This window comes from Pseudomonas sp. SLBN-26, from assembly GCF_006715895.1.
GTDB lineage: Bacteria > Pseudomonadota > Gammaproteobacteria > Pseudomonadales > Pseudomonadaceae > Metapseudomonas > Metapseudomonas otitidis.
The window spans coordinates 3,576,672-3,596,255 of record NZ_VFOB01000001.1; the positions used below are offsets into that span (position 1 = coordinate 3,576,672).

General features: G+C 61.2%; 20 protein-coding genes, 2 tRNA genes and 1 pseudogene. 12 read left to right on the forward strand and 11 right to left on the reverse strand.

The annotated features are described in order from the left end of the window. Nucleotides 1-69: 69 nt before the first annotated feature. From FBY21_RS16510 to FBY21_RS16545, 8 genes are all read left to right on the forward strand, one after another. Complete coding sequence (locus tag FBY21_RS16510; RefSeq protein WP_142012401.1) at nucleotides 70-927, forward strand: MaoC family dehydratase; 858 nt, start codon at nucleotides 70-72, stop codon at nucleotides 925-927. A gap of 78 nt (nucleotides 928-1,005) precedes the next feature. Then, nucleotides 1,006-1,311: a nucleotide pyrophosphohydrolase gene (locus FBY21_RS16515; protein ID WP_142012403.1), complete on the forward strand. Its 306-nt coding sequence runs from the start codon at nucleotides 1,006-1,008 to the stop codon at nucleotides 1,309-1,311. Next, nucleotides 1,308-2,060, forward strand: a complete 753-nt coding sequence (locus FBY21_RS16520; RefSeq protein WP_044411246.1) for a methyltransferase domain-containing protein — start codon at nucleotides 1,308-1,310, stop codon at nucleotides 2,058-2,060. The genes FBY21_RS16515 and FBY21_RS16520 overlap by 4 nt, the downstream gene beginning before the upstream one ends. Nucleotides 2,061-2,110: 50 nt before the next feature. Beyond that, nucleotides 2,111-2,710, forward strand: a complete 600-nt coding sequence (locus FBY21_RS16525) for a DUF4136 domain-containing protein (RefSeq protein WP_142012405.1) — start codon at nucleotides 2,111-2,113, stop codon at nucleotides 2,708-2,710. A 95-nt stretch (nucleotides 2,711-2,805) separates the two neighbouring features. Further along, complete coding sequence (locus tag FBY21_RS16530) at nucleotides 2,806-3,366, forward strand: DUF4136 domain-containing protein (protein ID WP_142012407.1); 561 nt, start codon at nucleotides 2,806-2,808, stop codon at nucleotides 3,364-3,366. An 8-nt stretch (nucleotides 3,367-3,374) separates the two neighbouring features. Further along, complete coding sequence (locus FBY21_RS16535) at nucleotides 3,375-3,869, forward strand: GNAT family N-acetyltransferase (protein WP_142012410.1); 495 nt, start codon at nucleotides 3,375-3,377, stop codon at nucleotides 3,867-3,869. After that, a complete protein-coding gene (locus FBY21_RS16540) occupies nucleotides 3,866-4,366 on the forward strand; it encodes a GNAT family N-acetyltransferase (protein WP_142012412.1) in 501 nt (166 codons plus the stop codon). The genes FBY21_RS16535 and FBY21_RS16540 overlap by 4 nt, the downstream gene beginning before the upstream one ends. Before the next feature lie 50 nt (nucleotides 4,367-4,416). Then, entirely contained in the window at nucleotides 4,417-4,710 is a 294-nt protein-coding gene (locus tag FBY21_RS16545; RefSeq protein WP_142012415.1) for a hypothetical protein, read from the forward strand. An 86-nt stretch (nucleotides 4,711-4,796) separates the two neighbouring features. On the opposite strand, the gene FBY21_RS16550 is transcribed toward FBY21_RS16545, so the two are convergent. The 4 genes and pseudogenes from FBY21_RS16550 to FBY21_RS16565 form a co-directional block, all read right to left on the reverse strand. Beyond that, complete coding sequence (locus FBY21_RS16550; RefSeq protein ID WP_142012417.1) at nucleotides 4,797-5,063, reverse strand: hypothetical protein; 267 nt, start codon at nucleotides 5,061-5,063, stop codon at nucleotides 4,797-4,799. Continuing rightward, nucleotides 5,060-5,311, reverse strand: a complete 252-nt coding sequence (locus FBY21_RS16555; protein ID WP_044411235.1) for a hypothetical protein — start codon at nucleotides 5,309-5,311, stop codon at nucleotides 5,060-5,062. The genes FBY21_RS16550 and FBY21_RS16555 overlap by 4 nt, the downstream gene beginning before the upstream one ends. Before the next feature lie 461 nt (nucleotides 5,312-5,772). Continuing rightward, nucleotides 5,773-5,868 (reverse strand) — tRNA-Sec (locus FBY21_RS16560). A gap of 8 nt (nucleotides 5,869-5,876) precedes the next feature. Then, nucleotides 5,877-6,482 (reverse strand): annotated as a pseudogene (locus tag FBY21_RS16565) (tyrosine-type recombinase/integrase); the annotation flags it as partial. 672 nt (nucleotides 6,483-7,154) lie between these two features. Between FBY21_RS16565 and FBY21_RS29970 the strand changes: the two are divergent. After that, a complete protein-coding gene (locus FBY21_RS29970; protein WP_253543907.1) occupies nucleotides 7,155-7,904 on the forward strand; it encodes an ATP-binding protein in 750 nt (249 codons plus the stop codon). Between the two features lie 3 nt (nucleotides 7,905-7,907). Further along, nucleotides 7,908-10,157: a S8 family serine peptidase gene (locus FBY21_RS16575; RefSeq protein ID WP_142012420.1), complete on the forward strand. Its 2,250-nt coding sequence runs from the start codon at nucleotides 7,908-7,910 to the stop codon at nucleotides 10,155-10,157. A gap of 255 nt (nucleotides 10,158-10,412) precedes the next feature. On the opposite strand, the gene FBY21_RS16580 is transcribed toward FBY21_RS16575, so the two are convergent. Continuing rightward, nucleotides 10,413-11,555, reverse strand: coding sequence for a hypothetical protein (locus FBY21_RS16580; protein WP_142012422.1), 1,143 nt, complete (start codon nucleotides 11,553-11,555; stop codon nucleotides 10,413-10,415). Between the two features lie 337 nt (nucleotides 11,556-11,892). Further along, nucleotides 11,893-11,972: transfer RNA gene (locus FBY21_RS29445), tRNA-Sec, on the reverse strand. 315 nt (nucleotides 11,973-12,287) lie between these two features. Between FBY21_RS29445 and FBY21_RS16585 the strand changes: the two genes are divergently transcribed. Further along, nucleotides 12,288-12,779: a DUF4124 domain-containing protein gene (locus FBY21_RS16585; protein WP_142012424.1), complete on the forward strand. Its 492-nt coding sequence runs from the start codon at nucleotides 12,288-12,290 to the stop codon at nucleotides 12,777-12,779. 758 nt (nucleotides 12,780-13,537) lie between these two features. Beyond that, nucleotides 13,538-13,900: a hypothetical protein gene (locus FBY21_RS16595; protein ID WP_142012429.1), complete on the forward strand. Its 363-nt coding sequence runs from the start codon at nucleotides 13,538-13,540 to the stop codon at nucleotides 13,898-13,900. Nucleotides 13,901-13,951: 51 nt separating this feature from the next. Here FBY21_RS16595 and FBY21_RS16600 read toward each other — a convergent pair whose 3' ends face one another. The 5 genes from FBY21_RS16600 to FBY21_RS16620 all read right to left on the reverse strand — a co-directional run bounded on the left by FBY21_RS16600 (nucleotide 13,952) and on the right by FBY21_RS16620 (nucleotide 19,574). Beyond that, nucleotides 13,952-14,383, reverse strand: a complete 432-nt coding sequence (locus FBY21_RS16600; RefSeq protein WP_142012431.1) for a hypothetical protein — start codon at nucleotides 14,381-14,383, stop codon at nucleotides 13,952-13,954. Nucleotides 14,384-14,497: 114 nt separating this feature from the next. Beyond that, a complete protein-coding gene (gene selB / locus FBY21_RS16605; protein WP_142012434.1) occupies nucleotides 14,498-16,408 on the reverse strand; it encodes a selenocysteine-specific translation elongation factor in 1,911 nt (636 codons plus the stop codon). Next, nucleotides 16,405-17,811, reverse strand: a complete 1,407-nt coding sequence (gene selA, locus FBY21_RS16610) for an L-seryl-tRNA(Sec) selenium transferase (protein ID WP_142012437.1) — start codon at nucleotides 17,809-17,811, stop codon at nucleotides 16,405-16,407. The genes selB and selA overlap by 4 nt, the downstream gene beginning before the upstream one ends. 167 nt (nucleotides 17,812-17,978) lie before the next feature. Continuing rightward, entirely contained in the window at nucleotides 17,979-18,908 is a 930-nt protein-coding gene (gene fdhE, locus FBY21_RS16615; protein ID WP_107330944.1) for a formate dehydrogenase accessory protein FdhE, read from the reverse strand. A 36-nt stretch (nucleotides 18,909-18,944) separates the two neighbouring features. Further along, the gene (locus tag FBY21_RS16620) at nucleotides 18,945-19,574 is read right to left on the reverse strand and encodes a formate dehydrogenase subunit gamma (RefSeq protein WP_142012440.1); all 630 of its coding nucleotides are present in this window, start codon (nucleotides 19,572-19,574) and stop codon (nucleotides 18,945-18,947) included. Nucleotides 19,575-19,584: the final 10 nt, after the last annotated feature.

Below are 19,584 nucleotides of genomic sequence, written 5' to 3' on the forward strand. Positions count from 1 at the left end.
GCGGCGCGGCCAATGTGCCGCCGGACGGGGCGGCTAAGCTGCATCGCGTTCGCAACGAGGAGATCGCCCATGGCCACCGACTGGCTCGACCTGCCCACCCTCCCGGCCCTGCCCGGCCTGTTCCTGCGTGCCGCCCTGCGCCGTGGTGCCAGCGGGCGCACCCTGCCCGACCTCGGCCTGCGCACTCAGGTGGAGGTGGATGCCCGCCACCTGGCGCGCTACCGCCAGGTCTGCGGCTTTGGCGACAACGGCCGGTTGCCGGCCACCTACCCGCACATCCTCGCCTTCCCGCTGCAGATGCAACTGCTGACCGACAAGCGCTTCCCCTTCCCGCTGCTCGGCCTGGTGCACCTGGAGAACCGCATCCGCGTACTGCGCACCCTCGGCGGCCTCGGGCCGTTCCGCGTCAGCGTCGCCGTGCAGGACCTGCGCCCCCACGACAAAGGCGCCACCTTCAGCCTCATCACCCGCCTGGAGGACCAGCTCGGCCTGCTCTGGGAGGGCGACAGCCGCATCCTCTACCGGGGCCTGCGCCTGGACGGCGCCCCCGCCCCCCGCGAGGAGGTCGACGCCCTGCCACTGACCGAGCTGGACCACTGGCGCGCCGCCAAGGACATCGGCCGGCGCTACGCCCGCGTCGCCGGCGACTACAACCCCATCCACCTCAGCGCCCCCAGCGCCAAGCTGTTCGGCTTCCCCCGCGCCATCGCCCACGGCCTGTGGAACAAGGCGCGCACCCTGGCCGCCCTCGGCACCCACCTGCCGGATGCCGGCTACGAAGTGGAGGTGCGCTTCCAGAAGCCCGTCCTGCTGCCTGCCGAGGTGCGCCTGCTGGCCAGCGTCGCCGGCGCCAGCGGCCAGTTCGCCCTGCGCGGCAAGGACGACCTGCCGCACATGGCCGGCAGCTGGGCGCCGCTGGCCGACTAGCGCCAGCACCGCCCCCTGCGCGGCGCTTGCACCCCGCCGCCCCCGGCACCAAGCTATGCGGCCTCCCAGGAGAGCCGCATGAACCTCGACGCCATTACCCGCCGCCTGCACGCCATTCGTGACCACAACGACTGGCGCCCATTCCACAGCCCCAAGAACCTGGCCATGGCCGCCAGCGTGGAGATGGCCGAGCTGGTGGAAATCTTCCAGTGGCTGACGGAAGACCAGTCCCGCCAGCTCGACGCCGACACCCTCCACCACGCCGGCCAGGAAGTGGGCGACGTGATCCTCTACCTGCTGCTGATGTGCAGCGAGCTGGGCATCGACATGAACCAGGCCGTGCTGGACAAGCTGGCCGACAGCGAACGGCGCTTCCTGCCATGACCGACGACCGCCATTTCGACGCCCTCGCCGCGCGCTTCGCGGAGAAGATCTACGGCGGCGCCAAGGGCGCCATCCGCCTCGCCGTGCTCCAGGCCGACCTCGGCGAAGCCCTGCCCGAACGCCCCCTGCGGGTGCTCGACGTTGGCGCCGGGCTCGGCCACATGAGCCTCTGGCTGGCCCAGCGCGGCCACCAGGTGACCCTCGCCGAACCGGCCGAACCGATGCTCGACGGCGCCCGCGAGCGCTTCGCCGAAGCCGGCTGCCAGGCCACCTTCATCCAGGCCCCCTGGCAGGCCCTGCCAGAGCAGCTCGACGGCCGCTTCGACCTGGTCATCTGCCACGCCGTGCTCGAATGGCTCGCCGAGCCCCACGCCATCCTCCCGGCCCTGCACGCCCTCACCGCCCCAGAGGGCTGGCTGTCCCTGGCGTTCTACAACCGCGACGCGCTCATCTACCGCAACCTGCTCAAGGGGCATTTCCGCAAGCTGCGGCGCAACCGCTTCGCCGGCGAAGGCCAGAGCCTCACCCCCCAGCGCCCGCTGGACCCGCGCGAGCTGGCCGCGCAACTCGGCACGCACTGGCGTGTCCAAGCGCAGAGCGGCATCCGCGTGTTCCACGACTACATGCCCAGCGAGTTCCAGGCCCGTGCCGAACTGGCCGACCTGCTGGAAATGGAACTGGCCCACCGGCGTCACCCGGCCTTCGCCGGCCTGGGGCGCTATCTACACTGGATCTGCCGCCCGCTATGAGCAGCGCCCCGGAAACGGGGCACCCAGAACCCGCCTCGACGGAGGCCACCATGCACCGCGCCACCCTCATCGCCAGCCTGCTGGTGCTCAGCGCCTGCCAGAGCCCCAACCCCTACCAGGCCCAGTCCCTGCCCATGCCGCCGGCGCCGCCCGGCGCCGCCACCCACTTCGACCGCAGCGCCTACCCCGCCGCCCCGCGCGACTTCGGCCGCTACCGCAGCTGGAGCTGGCAGGACGGCCGCCTGCCCGCCGGCAACACCTGGGTCACCCCCGAGCAGATGGCCGAGATCGTCAACGCCGGGCTCGACCAGCGCGGCCTGCGCCAGGCCCACGACCCGGCCGGCGCCGACCTGCGGGTGAGCGCCAGCCTGCGCTTCGAGAAACGCCTGCGCCAATACGAAGACCGCAGCGGCGTCTACTACGGCAACGACCCCTGGGGCGACCGCTACGGCGGCTGGGCCAGCGCCCCGCTGGTGCGCACCTACGAGGTGCAGGTAGCGGTGGTCTACCTGGAATTCCGCGACGCCCGCGACGGCCAGGTGGTGTGGACCGGCAGCGCCGAAACCGACGCCAGCGGCGAGCGCAGCGACCGCAACCAGGCCCTGCGCGAGGCCACCGCCGAAGCCCTCGGCGAGTACCCCCCGCGCTGAAACGAACCCCCGACAGCGTGCAAAACCTTGACCCAGACCCTTGCCGGCCACCCCGGCATGGGATTGGATAGGCCCCCCGGCCCAGGAGACCCACCATGATCCGCCGCCTGTTCCTGCTCGCCTCCGTCCTGCTGCTGGCCGCCTGCCAGAGCGTGGAGATCGACCGCGACTACGACCGCACCCGCGACTTCGGCGCCTACCGCAGCTGGGCCTGGAAAGAGCCCGCCCTGCAGTACCGCCCCGACGACCCGCGCCTGAAGAGCGACCTCACCGAACAGCGCCTGCGCGACGCCCTCACCCAGCAGCTCGACCAGCGCGGCCTGCGCCCCGCCGCACCCGGCGCCCGCGCCGACCTCTTGGTGCAGAGCTGGCTGATCGTCGACGATCGCCAGCAGCAGGTCAGCACCAACTACGGCGGCTACTGGGGCGGCAACTGGGGCAACTACTGGGGCGGCCCCGGCATGACCGAAACCCGCACCTACGACTACCAGGTGGGCACCCTGCAGGTGGACCTCTACGACAGCAAGGACGGCAAGCTCGTCTGGCGCGGCAGCGCCGCCCAGATCCTCCCCGCCACCCCACCCAGCCCCGCCGAGCGCGAAGCTGCCATCCGCGACACCATCGGCCGCATCCTCGACCACTACCCGCCCCGATGAGTCCCTCCATGTCCGTACTCAGCCACCGCCCCGTGGGCGCGGATGACCTCGCCGAGGTCGTCCGCTTCCCCCGCGACGCCGACGAACTCTTCTTCGCCTACCCCCGCGCCACCTGGCCCTTCAGCGTCGAGCAACTGGCCGACGCCATCGCCCAGCGCCAGGGCAGCACCGTCGCCCTGCTGGACGGGCGCATCGCCGGCTTCGCCAACTTCTACCAATGGGAACCAGGCGCCTACTGCGCCCTCGGCAACATGCTCGTGGCCGACTGGGCCCGTGGCCAGGGCGTGGCGCAGTACCTCATCGGCGTGATGGAACAGCAGGCCCGCGCCGGCTACGACGCCAAGCTGATGAAAATCTCCTGCTTCAACGCCAACACCGGCGGCCTGCTGCTCTACACCCGCCTCGGCTACCAGCCCCGCGCCATCGTCGAGCGCCAGGCACCGGGCGGCCAGCGCGTGGCCCTGGTGCAGATGGAGAAACCCCTGGTAGATAGCGCTTCATGACCCTTCGCCTCGCCCATCCCGCCGACCTGCCCGCCCTGGGCGACATCGAACGGCTCGCCGCCGAACGCTTCAGCACCACCCACCTGCCTGCGCACCTGCGCGGCCACACGCTGCCGCGCGACGTGCTCCAGCGCGGGCTCGACGCCGGGTTGCTGTGGGTGGTGGAACACGCCGGGCACGCCGTCGGCTTCCTGCTGGCCGAGCGTGAAGGCCAGGGGCTGCACATCGCCGAAGTCAGCGTGCACCTCGACCACGGCGGCCAGGGCCACGGCCGCGCCCTGCTGGAGGCCGCCGCCGAACGCGCCCGCACCGAAGGGTTGCCCTGCCTCACCCTCACCACCTTCGCTGACGTGCCCTGGAACCGCCCCTTCTACGAACGCGTGGGCTTTCAGGTACTGGCCGAAGCCGCCTGCGACAGCGCCCTCGCCGCGCACCTTGCCGCCGAGCGTGAAGCCGGCCTCAGCGGGCGCGTGGCCATGCGGCGGGTTGTTGGCTGAGGTCGGGGCCGTCGATAAACTGCGCCGGATATTTTCTGGACGGACCCACCATGCTCGAATGGACCACCCTCACAGCCCGCCAACGCGGCACCGCACTGATCGTGCTGCTGATGCCGCTCAGCCTGCTGCTCACCCAGCCCTTCAACGCACAGGCCCTGCTCGAAACCGCTGCCATATGCAGCCTGTTCGCCGGGCTCGCCCTCACCCCGCAAGTCGTGCGCGGCCGGCTTCTGCAAAGCCTGCGGGATGGCCAGCGGTTGCCCGCGCCCAGCCTTGGGCTGTTTGCAGGGGCTTTGGTGCTGATGGTGCTGGCGCGTCTGGTTGGGATGGTGGGCGCGTCGTAAGGCCGGAAGCGGCTTGCTGCTCGCAATGCCCCTAGGCGCCTTGCCGATCAGCGAGTGCTGCGGGTGTCACCCGCAGAACTGGAAAATCAGCGCTGGCACCTAGCCTTATCCCCAGCCAGCTGCAGCAGACGGCGGAACTGTTCGATGGCCTTGTGGATATCGTCCCGGGTGTCGCCGTCCCAGTCCTCCACCGCATCCAATTCCAAGCGCAAGGCGTAGAGGCGCTGCTCGATCTCCAGCCGCTCATCCGGCCCGCACTCGCTCGCGATGGCGTCCCAGCGTTCGGCCGGTGTCGACACCCAGGGCGGCAGGTCGCCACGGGCGGCTTCGATCAGGTGGGTGAGGCGGCTCATGCGTCCGGCGGGGGGGCGTCGATGGGGCTGGTCTGGCCGGCCTCGGGCAGCACCTCCCCGGTCAGCAGCCACCAGCGGAACTGTGGATAAAACCGACTCAATTTCTCCAGCTCATCTGCGCCGAAACGTGCCTTGCCGCGCTTGATGCTCTGCCAGCGCACGTATTCCTTGCTGTTGACCTCGGCGAGGTCTTTCAAACTGGTTATCTCGAGCAGATGAAGCGCTCGATCAGCCATCCCTTCAGCCATGGAATCACACCAATATGGACCATTGCCATAAATCAAAATCTGTGGATAATGCAGCGATGGAAATAGTCCATATGCCGCATCGCCTGGAACGGCCGGAATACTGAAGGAACCCTCCTAGAACTGGAAGGGTTACTCCTGCACGGCTAGGAATCCGAGCGGCGCTATGGAGTACCTAATGGACCCGCTTGAAAGGAGATTGAGCATGGCTGACTTCACGTTCGATACCGCCTGCGCGCTGATGGGCCGCACCGCCTGGATAGAACTGAACTGGCCCGACGTCCCGGAGCCCACCTTCACCTGCGTGCATATCGTCGGCGTGGTGATGGCGATGGAGGGCGTCTACGACGCCCCGCACTTCCTCACCTTCCAATACAACGGCTCGCAGATGTTCCCGGAAGAACTCTTCTGGTCGGACATCCGCGCATTGCATCCGGTAAGGACAGTGAAGAAGGGAGGGAAAGTGGCGGAAGGCAGTGGGAGTCGAACCCACCCAGGAACGGCTGCCGTCCCCCACCGGGTTTGAAGCCCGGCCACGCCACCGGGCGTGCTTGCCTTCCATATTGATCTATAAGGCTTTTTCCGTACCTTCCTGCTCAGCAAGCGGGGAGGTGTCGAAGAACTGTCGAAAATCTCTGGTGGGGCCGTATTCCAAAACATCCTGGAAGTGGCCTGGCGCCAGGTGCGCATACCGCATGGTCATCGACAACGAGGAATGCCCCAGGATCTTCTGCAACGATAGGATGTTCCCCCCGTTTGCCATGAAATGCGAAGCGAAGGTGTGACGCAGTACGTGCGCCTTCTGACCAGCAGGCAGCTTTAGACCGGCCTTCTCCACCGCTTCATCGAAACTGTTTCGACAGTTGGTGAATAGACCATGCTGCGCGAAGTGGTCAAGGATGCGGGTTTCCAGCTCGTGGGTGATCGGAATTGATCTACGACGCTTCGACTAGGTTTCCACGAAGTGGACTGCCCCACCTTTCACCCTGGACGGGACAAGCCCTTGTGCCTCTCCCCAGCGACAACCTGTAGCCAGGCAGATCGTGGATATCAGCTCGACATGGACGTGCTGCATGGAGCGAAGCGTGGTGAACAAGGTATTCAGCTGATCGTGATCGAGGTAGGCCAGCTCCCGTTCCTGGAGCTTCATAGGCTTCACCGTGGCCAGAGGGTTCGGGATGGGTTGACCACTACAACTCCAGCGACAAGCCGAGAAAAAAAGATTCGAGCAGGAAAAACGCTTCGAGTCAGCGCAATGTCAGTTTTGGTGGCACCAGCACAGCCAGCATCCGACCGAGCGAACCGCGCAAAAAAAGGCGGAGACGTGCGGCAGCTAGCCAAGCCAAGCCGACAGAAACCAAACAAGGAACATGCAAAAAAAAGAAAAGCCTTTACACATTTAGCATTTCTCTTGACAAAGACAGACCGATCCATGACATTTCATCGAAATACAGCTCTCTCAAGGAGAGCGTTTTCGTTTGAGGTGACCATGCAAGTCGAGTACGCAGACATCATTGCTCTCATAGAAGCATCATTAGAGGCCAATTACTCTGATGTCCGCAGTGTTAGTAACAGAATCGCAAAGACTGTTAGCCAACAGGATGTAGAAGCCGCCAAACAGATCAAATCGATATTACGACGCAAAGGGGTTCCATTAAGAAGCTCTGGATACATGGAAAGCCTTCCTGTAGACCCCAAATCAAGAATGCCACTTCTTGAGGAGCATCAATGGCCTGTAAGCCCTCTATTCTTGAACCAAGAAGCCAAAGAAATATTCGAGACGTATATCACTGACGTAGTCAATCTTGATCGCTTATTAAGAAATGGACTTGGCGGCCGAATGAACATGCTTCTTTCCGGCCCACCGGGAACAGGAAAAACACTAATAGCCGGACATCTAGCCGCACAGCTAAATAGACCACTATACGTAGTAAGACTGGATTCCGTGATCTCATCATTACTTGGAGATACCGCCAAGAACCTCAGACAGATATTCGAGTTTGTACCCGCTAAAAACGGCGTCCTTTTTCTAGACGAAGTAGATGCCGTTGCAAAGCTTAGAGACGACAAACACGAAATCGGCGAATTAAAAAGAGTTGTTAACACCCTAATTCAAGGACTTGACTCACTGGATGATCACACCATTGTGATTGCCGCTACAAATCACTCAGGCTTGCTTGACCCCGCTATCTGGAGACGATTTCCGTACAAAATACGATTTGAACTCCCGGACACGAGCATTCGCAAGAACTTGTGGGATCATTTCCTATTCCAAGACAAAGGAGAGGAGGAAGTAACAACGCTATTGGCAAAGCTTTCCGAAGGCCTAACAGGGGCAGACATCGAAAGCATCTCAATTGCAGCAAGAAGAAAATCTGTGCTCAGCGAGTCGCCAATAAACTTAGGATCGGTCATTAAGGCCGTTACCTCCAGCACTTCAGGAAATACCAGCATGCCAACCAATAGCGAAATTGGCAGCAGCGACAAAAAAGAAATAGCCCACTTACTCCATAACAAACACAGCGTCAGCAAAGTAGAAATATCAAAACTACTAAACATCAGCAGGCAAACAATTGCCAGCTACTTAAAGGAATAAGAAATGGCAAAGGGCAACGAGGGCAAACCCGTACTAAACCCAGTACTAACCTACCTGAAGACTCCATCCCCTAGAACGGTCCCCGGGGGTGGAAAGAATGAAAAGAGTATCATTTATTCGAGACTCACAACTCAAAGAAGCAAGCTTTCAAAGCAGCTGCTTGGCTTCTCCGGAAAAAGTCAAAAAATTAGGACGCACAATAATAAAATCCATCTCGTCGCCAGGATGTTCCCGGATTCACATGCTTCCTCCTGGACACCTAAAGATATCTTCAGGGTTGAGTACGGCTGCCAAATAATTGCCCCCGCCTTCGATGGCTACTTAATTGAAGTAGACACAAATGCCTTCGAAACCATTGCAACAAAAATATCAAAATCAAACAGCATAGTAGATAAAGTTGACATATCCCGCATAGAGTCGATCAACATCTTTGACTCCATAGAAACGCTAAGAAATAGATCAACATCTGAAATATGGCCTCAACAAAGCAATGACGAAGCTGCCGACTTCAACTTGTGGCTTCTGCCGTTTAGAGATGAAAAAGCAAGATATTCAGTAAAAAATGATATCCTCAAGTTGTTCCATGATGGTGACATCACTCTTGGCGATGACGACTTTCCAAATCCTTTCGGTGCAAAAGGAGAAATAACAGACAGAAGTAAGCAGCGGCTTCTTAGGACTCTTGAAAAATATACAAAGACGGGTATTGCATCATTTTCGGCAAAAATTAAAACTCCGGACGACCTGAGTCGCATTGCCGCTTCTGGAACCACATATCGCATCGAGCCTGTATCGACAATATGCTCCAACTCAACCCCGCCAGGAGATGGAAAAGAGCCTTCTATCCCTACAGAAAAAATTGACGAACTACCAATTGTAGTGATTATTGACGGTGGCAGAAGCGCCAAGAGTTATGAGCCCCTTGAAGTATGGTCCGCCCCACCGCTGGTAGATGATTTCTCCGCAAACAGAGTCCACGGAAATCAGATAACATCGCTTGTTTGCCATGGACACGAATGGAACAATAATCTTGCCCTGCCCGAACTAGCCTGCCGCTTCATTACGGCACAAGCGATAACCAAAGATGGAATAAAAAAACAACCCTCGCAGGATCAATTCATTGAATACCTAGAGGACGTTGCTCAGCGGACGAAGGAAAATACCAGGGTCTGGAACCTGTCTTTCAACGAGATAAAGCCATCTACAAGCCTCAATGAAGTCAGTTCCCTTGGCCACAAGATAAATAAAATCGCAAGGAAACACGGCCTACTTCCGATTATCTCCATCGGCAACAAGAATAAAAGCGGAAACACTCTATTGTGCCCGCCGGCAGACTGCGAAGCGGCATTAACTGTAGGTGGCAGAAAAGCAAGCCCAACAGGTGAGCCGAGTAGTAGTTGCAATGTAAGTTTGAAAGGCCCTGGCCCTGTAGGTATGAAAAAACCTGACCTATCGTGGTTTTCCAGCCTAAGAATGATCGGTGGAGTTACTAACACCGGAACAAGTTATAGTGCGGCGCTAATTTCGTCACTTGCCGCTCACACATTCATCAATCTTAAAAAACCGACCCCAGATTTGGTTAGGGCGCTCCTAATCAACAGCTCTGAACGTCAGGCCCATTGCAATGAGCTAGGCTGGGGGACACCATGGGCACCCGACCAGCTTCCATGGACATGCAAAGAAGGAACCGTGACCTTAGCATGGACGTCAAAATTAAGACCTGGCTTCGCCTACTACTGGAATGAAATTCCTATCCCTAAAGAAATGATCAAAAATGGCAAATTGTATGGAGCTGCCTCTTTAACCGCCATAATAAACCCAATAGTATCTGAACTGGGCGGATCTAATTACTTCGCCACAAGATTACAAGTTGCCCTTCAAGGCACAGCAGCAAATGGAAGTACAGTAAACCTGCTCGGCTCAATGAAAGAATCAAAAGAGAAAGAAGAAACTGCGAGAAGCGAGCTGGCAAAATGGAGTCCAATTAGAAGACATGCAGCTTCATTTTCAGGAAGGACTATTGACCTGTCATCCATGAGGCTGCATGCACGAGTTTACACTCGCGACCTTTACCAATTCGGCTTAGAAAGTCACCACGAACTAGACGAGCAAGAAATTTCCTTTGTCCTAACCTTTGAAGGTGCGGAAGAAGGCTCTGATATTTACAACTCTATGGCTAACCGTTTAGGAGCTGAAGTCGAAAGCGCAGTTATCGAAGAAAACATCTTGGTAGATTCCGACGCAACCTCCTAAACCGTGTCGAAATCGATGGCCAAGGAAGGCCAGCATTGACTAGGACGGCTAGCGACAGGAACTCCGCAAAACAGGGGACAGATTTATTTACACTACTCCACTTAGAGTATGAAATTAATCCGCCCCCATTTCTGCTGCACCATTAGAACAGACACTTAGGAAGGAGAGAAAAACCAAACAACCCGCCCCACTATTAAACACCACGCCCCCAGACCAAAGGATCAGGGGCCTCTTGATAGAAAACCTAACCCTCTATCAATAGACGGTATACCCTGTCATTTTCTTCCAAAGTTCTTTTCGATCAAGAACCTCCCCCTTATAAACAACCTCTCCAAAAGTATCATCAACAATTCTACGGCGCCCCTCGATACTTCCCGAATAGATATGGACATGAATTCCTTTTTCCTGGGGGCGATTTGCGGTCCATACAACAGCAGGAGTAGATGACCAAATCTCAAACTCCTTGCCTTCATAATCGTCTAAATTGATTGACCTATCTGGAACTACGTAGGTATTACTATTGTTGAATTGATCATGAAGCGGCTTCAATGGAGTCGACACAATCTTTCCATCACTCCAGACACTATCATTACCGCAATTCCCACAGAAATGCTTCGCATGGGGCGTAGTCGCAAAACTACCCAAATCCAAGTGCGGATATCCACATCTCTTGCAAGTAATACAAGACATCTCCCTACCATCCTCTAAGGAGCTAACAAACTCGAAAGCTGCTGGCGGGGTAACTTGTATCTGAGTAATATCCTGACTAGCAAAAAGGCCGAGATCCTGGTTGTAGGAGCATACGATCGCATCAAAATCCCGATCAATTTCCTTACGACCATTCCCAGCAAAGCGCTTATGAACATGAATTTTTGGTGCTCTAGGAACGATTGACTGCGAGGAAATCGCAGGTGGCAGTGAACACCAAACTCCTATCTCTTCGAAATCGTTAAAGTCAACAACCAAGGGATCAACCACATAGCTCATCTCCATAGCGTGACTACTACAGGTAACTTCCCCAGACTGAGGTATTGCAGCTATATCAGCCTTTGTCCCCCAGTGCATCTGATGGGTCTTACAGTACCATCTCCGCGCCCCATTCCTAAATTTCCCACACGGAACTATATGACAAGGAAGAATAGCATCTGAACCCGTCTTTCCGTCAAAGCTACCAAAGACCTCTTCTGAACTTACTGCGATATTCCCAATCGTTCGCCCAGGTGCCCAGCAAACGGCCGAAGCAATAGAGTAATGCTCAACCGGTTGCTCCAGGTCATCTTCATCAGAATATTTACGAATAAAGTTCTTTTTGGCCATTCCCGTACCAGGGTTTGACCATTCACATTCCCAGACCTCTACCCGCCCTGTTTCACGATTCAACCTTCTGGAATAAAACATAATACTTCCTAACAACCATCTCGAAAAAAGCGCACAAAAAAGCCAGACAAACCTTACAACGCTCTGACCAGCCCCAGCAGTCGCAACACGAAATAAAAACAACTTATCAATTGCCAACCACTAATTGACCAATAATAGACACAGGCACGACATTTGGTTACCAAAATCGCCCTTCGACTTCGCCCTCCCCTACATCGCGATGTCGCGCCTAGTCGTCAGGCAGAACCAGCTGCCGCGAAGCTAACAGTTTAAAGAAGCTGTCGAAAAAGTGTCGAAACCACAAACCAGCGAAGCCCAGCATAGGTCACTCAAGCTTTGGCCCAGGCGGCAGAACGGCTGGCGTTGACCAGCATTCACCATCAGTGAGCACGCGATGAAACGGGTTTGAAGCCCGGCCACGCCACCGGGCGTGATTGCCTTCCTTGTTGATCTGTAGGGCTTTCGCGTCAGCTCCGTTGCGACCTCACGTGGTGTCTACGAAGCGTCGATAGTTCGACGACCGCTAGCGCGTCCGCCTATGCCCTAGAGCGCGGCGAGCATATCGCATGATCGTCTTGATTTTCCAACCACCTGCACTCGGCCTGGGATGTCTGCTTTTGGGCCGGAAAGAACAGCCGTTTAGAGTAGGGGACAATAAGCCTGTCCTCTTTTCGGGCACACAGTGATGAGTATTTGCCGATTGCAACTCTGATACGCTCGCACCGTGCCGCTCCCGACAAAAAGGATTTCGTCATGCCGAACGCCGTTCGTTGCGTTAGTTTTTTCCTGTCGCTGTCCCTGTGCAGTCTGCTGCCCCTGGCCCACGCCGATATGTACAAATGCAAAAATGCCCAGGGATCGGTGACCTTTTCCGGCACGCCCTGCGCGGTCGATGCAACGAAAATCGCCTCACCCACCGCCACAAACGTTTCCTCATCAGCACCATCCAGCACGGCCCCAACGTCATCCTCCACCCTGGTCGGCAAATGGCGAACCGGCTATGGCATGACCTACGACTTCAAAGCCGACGGTAGCCTTCGCAGCGACGAAGTGCACCGCGACTTCAGCATATGGCGCACAGGCCGCTGGAAGCTGGCCGGAAAGCACCTAGTAATGACGTTCACCAAGATCGGCGGGGCGATTAGAAATGACTCTTTCAATGGCGAAGAGGCCGGCGATATCGAGTGGGAAGACGAGATGCGGATATTCCGTATGAATCACGACACATACATTAGAGTTAATTAAGGTTCCGGATGATAGCGGGTATTAGCCAATCTATGGCAGATAAATAAATTTTCCGCCTTTTCTGTTTTTCTCGACAGGCAGCAACCGGCCAAAAGCCGCCACTCAGGGCTTCTGTTCCCCATCGCGTAGTAATCCCTTGAGCGATTCCTGTATGGAGCCGAACCTTGTCTAGCACCCAGCCTGAACGTTAATGTGCAATCCGGCCGAAACGCCGGCAAAGGCTCTTGCCAAGTTGGAGCACAACTCTAGTTTCGGCGGGCGCAGAAAGTACATCCTAGGGCTATCAGCGCCGCCTGCAAGAAAATTTTATTCACCAATTGGGCCGTTTTCACCAATTGATGTCTTTTTATAGTTAGAACTCACAGGAGATTCTCTTGCGGTACGGAATCATCGAAATCAACCAGTCAAACCTGGACCACCATCATCTGTACCTTTCCAGCATCTATGATCTTTTTCCTGCCGACTCTATCGGTGGTGGATCTGATGCTGATCAAGCGCCACAGCTTTTGGAGGTTCACTCAGGCATCGGTGATCCTGTTGCTACGGACATCGCCGGGGACAAGAAGATTTTTAGGCGCCGGGCTTGGGTACGTGAGTTCTTCGCAGTCCATCAACTCAAGCCTGGAGACAGAGTTGTCGTGGAGCGCACGGGGCCGTATCGATTTCACGTGTACCCACTTAGGCCAGGTGAGTTCTAACAATTAATTCAAGCCGAACCCGCTGCGCGGATCGGATTAACTGAAACATTAGGGTTACATATGAAATTAATCATCGCTGCGCTTTTGGTAATGGTGAGTAAACTCGCCTATGCAGGCTACGACCTCCATATTACAAAAAAAGATTTTTGGGCTGACGAAAGCGGCCCGTGCATAAGCCGCGAAGAATGGAGCAACTACGTAAAAACGGATAATGAAATTCAGCGTGACGATAAAAATTCATTAGATGACTTCCTAGTTTCTCTGGAGCTTGAGAAATTTCCCATTTGGTACAACCCTGAGCTTTGCGAGATTTACACCAAAGACCCATCCGAAAACGCCATCAATAAACTCGTAAAGATATCTAAAATTCTCGGCGCAAAAGTTCAAGGCGATGACGGTGAAATCTACCCACTCAAGCCCTAGCTGGCGGTATAAACCGAGCGTTACTACCTTATTAACTTTCCCAAGCGCTACCTACCGAAGCAGCCATGCGTTGAGCACATGAAAGCCCACCGCATGACCACCCCCCAGAACCCCCGTCACCAAATAGAACGGCCAGCCATACAGCAGAAACCGCGCCGTATGCCCACTGAACAACGGCTGCCCCTCCAACGCGCCACCCGCCGCCAGGGCATCCGGGGCGTTGCTGAGCAGTACGACGGCCAGCCCAAGCCCCGCGCCCCAGCAGAACCCCTCCCACGCCGCACGGCGTAGCCCACCCCGGCCGGCCAGGATGGCGCGGGCCTGGCGGGTGCCCAGTGCCCACACGGCGATGGAAACGGGCAGCAGCCAGCAGGCGGAGAACAGCAGCGCGGCCTGTGCGTCAGGGGCGGCTGCCAGGGCGATGGCGCTCCAGCCGAACAGGAACAGGGCCGCATCCACGGCCCCGACGATCCAGGGTTTCATCCTTTGGCTCCTTCACCGGGCGGGGCGACGTCGTCGCCCATCAGGCCGCCAGTGTGCCCGGCGCGGTGCGTCCTACAGGCCTTGCCGGCCGGGGCGCTCGCGGTGCGCCGGGGGCTAGGGGGTGAGCAGGGCCAGGGCGGAGTCTTCGCGGATCTTGCGTTCGTCGCCGATGCGGCGGGTGTAGCCGATGCGGTCGAAGTGCTCCAGCAGCTGGATGCTGCGCTTGCGGCCGAGGCCGATGCGGTCGCGCCAGTGGGCGGCCTTGATGGTGCCGTGGGCGGCCTGCAGCTGGCGGGCGTGCTGGGCGAGTTCGCGCAGGGTGGCGTCGGGGTAGAAGAGGTCTTTCACCACCTGGTGCAGGTGCCCGAGGCGGGCGAGCTTGCGTTGCAGCAGGCGCATGGCGCTTTCGTCCACGTTCAGTTCGCGGGCCAGGTCGCGGACCCATGGCGGGTCGTAGCGGCCGGCCTCCAGCAGCGGCCAGATACGCTGGCGCAGGGCTTCGTCGGCGTCGTTGAGCTGTACGCGGTGGCCGGGCAGGTGCAGCCAGGGGCCGCTGGACTGGACGGCCTCGCGCACCATGAGCTGTTCCAGCAGGGCGATGAAGACCGGGCGCTCCAGTTCCGACAGGGCATAGCGGCGCAGGCGGTCGCGGTCGGGGCCGAGTTCGTCGGGCTGCTCGGCGTGGAAGCGCGCGAGGCCGTCCAGCAGGCGGTTTTCCAGGGCCTGCCAGCGGGCGCGGGTGAACAGCCGGGGGCCGAGGCGGGTGTCGATCTGCAGGGTGTCGGGCGGCAGCTGCCAGCCGCTGCGGGGGCGGTTGAACTGGCGTTCGAGCAGTTGTGGGTAGAGGCCGTTGTCGGCGGCGTCGAGCAGGGCCGGCAGTGCCTGTTCCAGGCTTGCGCTGCGCAGGGCCTGGAGCTGGGCGAGGCGTTCGGTGCTGCGGCGGTTGCGCGCGGGGGCGAAGGGGTCGAGGACGCGGCCGCCGCCGAGGGTGCGCTGGGCGGACTGGTCGCGCAGCACCAGCCGGTCGCCGTGCACGGCGTGGGCGGGGGCGTTGAGCAGCACCTGGGCGAAGGCCTGCTGGCCGGGGGCGAGGCTGTTGCCTTGCAGCAGGGCGACGCGGCCGGTGACGTCCTGGGCGCCGAGGTGGACGTGCACCGGCGTCCAGTGGGCGAGCGGATGGGGCTCGCCGGGCAGCAGGTGCAGGTCGATGTCGAGGCGGGTGGTGGGCGCGGCGAGGGCCGGCGCCAGCAGCCAGTCGCCCCGGTGCAGGTCGTCGACGGCGAGGCGCTCGCCGGCAAGGTTGATGGCGACCCGCTGGCCGGCGCGGGCGCTCTCCACCTGCTGGTTGCGGCTGTGCAGGCCACGCACCCGCAGCAGGCGCCCGGAGGGGCTGAGCACCAGTTCGTCGCCGATGCGCACCTGCCCGGCGAAGGCGGTGCCGGTGGCGACCACGCCGGCGCCGGAGACGCTGAAGGCGCGGTCGATGGGCAGGCGGAAGAAGCCGTCGTCGCGGCGGGTGGCGGCCAGCAGGGACTCGCCCAGCAGGGCCTGGCGCAGGGCGTCGATGCCCTGGCCGCCGAGGCTGTCCACCGGGAACACCGGGGCGCCGGCAAAGGGGCCGGGGGTCAGCAGGGCGGCGATTTCGGTGCGGACCTGGGCGATGCGCGCGGGCTCGACGCGGTCGATCTTGGTGAGGGCCACCAGGGCGCGGCGGATGCCGAGCAATTCGACGATGGCGAGGTGCTCGCGGGTTTGCGGCATGACGCCGTCGTCGGCGGCCACCACCAGCAGCAACAGGTCGATGCCGCAGGCGCCGGCGAGCATGTTGTGGACGAAGCGTTCGTGGCCGGGCACGTCGATGAAGGCGGTGCTCTGGCCGTCGCCGAGGTCGGCGTGGAGGTAGCCGAGGTCGATGGTGATGCCGCGCTCGCGCTCGGCGGGCCGGCGGTCGCCCTGCTGGCCGGTAAGGGCGGTGAGCAGGGCGGTCTTGCCGTGGTCGATGTGGCCGGCGGTTCCGACGATCACGGCAGGGCTCCGTCGAGGTGGGGCAGTTGGGCGAGGAAGGCGGGCTCGTCGTCGAGCTGGCGCAGGTCGAGCCAGAGGGCGTCGTCGTCGAGGCGGCCGATCACCGGGATGGGCAGGGTGCGCAGGCTTTCCTCCAGTTGCCGCAGGGCGCGGCCGCGCAGGCGCTTGGGCTGCTGCGGGCGCAGGCAGAGGGCGGCGCTGGGCAGGCGGGCGACGGGCTGGGCGCCGCTGCCGATCATGCCCAGGGCGGGCTCGACGCTGACCTGCCAGGTGGCGCCGAGCTGGGTGGCCAGGGGCGCGGCGAGGCGCTGGGCCTGGGCGAGGATGTCGGGCTGCGGCCGGCTGAGCAGGCGCAGGGTGGTGAGGCGTTCGGCGAGGCGCTCGGGGTCGCGGTAGAGGGCGAGCACGGCTTCCAGCGCGGCGAGGGTGAGCTTGTCTACCCGCAGGGCGCGCTTGAGGGGGTTCTTCTTGATGCGGCCGATGAGTTCCTTGCTGCCGAGGATGAGCCCGGCCTGGGGGCCGCCGAGGAGCTTGTCGCCGCTGAAGGTGACGATGTCGGCGCCGTCGCGCAGGGCTTCCTGCACGGTGGGTTCCTTGGGCAGGCCCCAGCGGGTGAGGTCCACCAGGGTGCCGCTGCCGAGGTCTTCCAGCAGGGGCAGCCCGTGGGCGTGGGCGATGCGCGCGAGGTCGGGGGTGGCGACGCTGGCGGTGAAGCCCTGGACGCTGTAGTTGCTGGTGTGCACGCGCATGAGCAGGCCGGTGCGGGCGCTGATGACGGCCTCGTAGTCCTTGGCGTGGGTGCGGTTGGTGGTGCCCACCTCGACGAGCTTCACACCGGCGCGGGCCATGATGTCGGGGATGCGAAAGGCGCCGCCGATCTCGATCAGTTCGCCCCGGCTGATGACCCCTTCCTTGCGTGCGCCGAGGCTGTTGAGGGCGAGCAGCACGGCGGCGGCGTTGTTGTTGACCACGGTGACGGCCTCGGCGCCGGTCAGCTCGCGGATGAGGCCGGTGATGAGGTCGTCGCGGTCGCCACGCTTGCCGCTGGCGAGGTCGAATTCGAGGTTGAGCGGGTAGCGGGCGGCCAGGGTGATGGCTTCGATGGCCTCCTCGGGCAGCAGGGCGCGGCCGAGGTTGGTGTGCAGCACGGTGCCGGTGAGGTTGAACACCCGGCGCACGCGGCTGGCGTGCCAGGCGGCGAGGCGTTCGCCGGCACGGCCGGCGAGCACGGCTTCGCTGAGTTCGATGGCGGCGAGCTGGCCCTGGCGTGCGGGCTCGCGCAGTTCGTCGAGCAGGTCGCGCAGGGTTTTCAACAGGGGCTCGCGGCCGTAGCGCTGCTGCAGCGGCGTGCAGGCGGGGCTGCGCAGCAGGCGGTCGACGGAGGGTAGACGAGGGGCTGACATGGGGGATTCCTTGAGCGGCGTCCGGGTTAGCGCGTGCGGGTTCGGTAGCGCGGTTGGCAAGGGATTGCGCTGGGGCAATGCCTGATTCGAGCGCGTCCCGCCATCGTCATCGCGTACCCTCCCGTGGCCGGCCGAGTCCATTGGGGTTGGTTGCTGAGTCTAGGTGCTCATTCGCTCCCAGGCGCGAGCAACAGGTTCGGCGCACGTCGCAGATACCCCTCCTCCGCCAGGCGCAGGTCGAGGTCGAGGCTGGCGAGGTCGTCGGCCTGGGCGTCGGCGTGGCTGTCGTGCTCCAGGTAGCAGTGCTTGAGGTAGCCCTGGCAGCTGGGGCAGGTCTCGGCGCGCAGGGGAGCCTTGTCGGCCGGGCGGTCGTCGCGTTCGACGCTGAGGTAGGCCAGGCGCTTGCTCTCCTGGCAGTGGCTGCACTTGACCCGCACGTAGTGCCATTCGCAGCTGCACAGGGAGCAGCTGAGGTAGCGCAGGCCGTTGTGCTGGCCGAGGTGGCGGACCATGCCGGCCACGGGCGGGGAGCCGCAGGCGGGGCAGACCACCTTGGCTTCGCCGTCCTGCACGCTGCCCTCGGGCAGTGCCAGCAGCCAGTGGCTGAAGGCGACCTGCAGGGCGCCCCCGAGGAAGGGGACGACGGCGGGCGGCAGCAGGTCGAACTGGCCGCTGAGCAGGCTGATGCCCCAGGCCTTGCGCTGGCCGGCGTCGGCCTGGCGCAGCTGCTGGAGGGCGGCGGCGACGGCGGGGTTGCCGGGGGCCGGCAGTTGGTCCAGCAGGGCATCCACGGCGGCCAGCCAGCCGTCGGCGCGCACCAGGGTTTCGAAGGGCAGCGGCGGCATGCGGTGCTCGCGGCTGCGGGCGACGGCTTCCGGTGCGGGGCCGGGCAGCGCGGGCGGGTTGTCGAGCACGCGCTGCTGGGCCTCGCAGAGGTCGGCGATCAGCAGCAGGTAGGCGGCCAGCGGGTGGCCGTCGGCGAGCTGGCGCAGGCGTTCGGCGCGGGTGGCGAAGAGGTCGCGCTGCGGCAGGTGGAGGAAGGGCGGGATGTTCGCCGCTGCGGCGATCTGTTCCGGTTCGAGCAATTGGCCTGACACGCAGGACTCCTTGTGAAGGTGCTGGATGGGGCGAGGTCAGTGCTTGCCGTCGCCCTTCTCGATGGATTTGAACCAGGCGCCATGGTGCTTGCGCGCCCAGCCCCGGCTGACCCAGCCGTGGAGCATGGCGCCGATGGAGCCTTTGACCCAGATGCCGGCGTAGATGTGCACGAGGATGCTGAGGATCAGCACCCAGGCGGCGAAGGCGTGCAGCAGGGCGGCGAGGCGGATCAGGTCGATGCCGAAGAAGTGGCTGAAGTACTGGCGCCAGATGACGATGCCGGTGAGCAGCAGGGTGATCATGGAGGCCAGCAGGACCCAGAAGAGGATCTTCTGCCCGGCGTTGTAGCGGCCGACTTCGGGGAGCCGGTCCTCACGGTTGTTGATGACGTCCTTCATCTGCCGCAGCCATTGGCCGTCGCCCTTCTCCCAGCGGTTGTGGTGGGCGAAACGCAGGGCCAGGACGCTGAAGAACAGGAACATCGCCACGCCCATGAAGGGGTGCAGGATGCGCGTCCAGGGGCCGCCGCCGAACAGGTGGGTGAGCCAGAACAGCGAGGGGTGGAACAGGGCCAGGCCGGAAAGCCCGGCGAGGAAGAACAGGATGGCCACCGCCCAGTGGTTGCTGCGCTCGGAGGCGGTGTAGCGCTGGATGTCTTTGTTCATGTCGTACTCC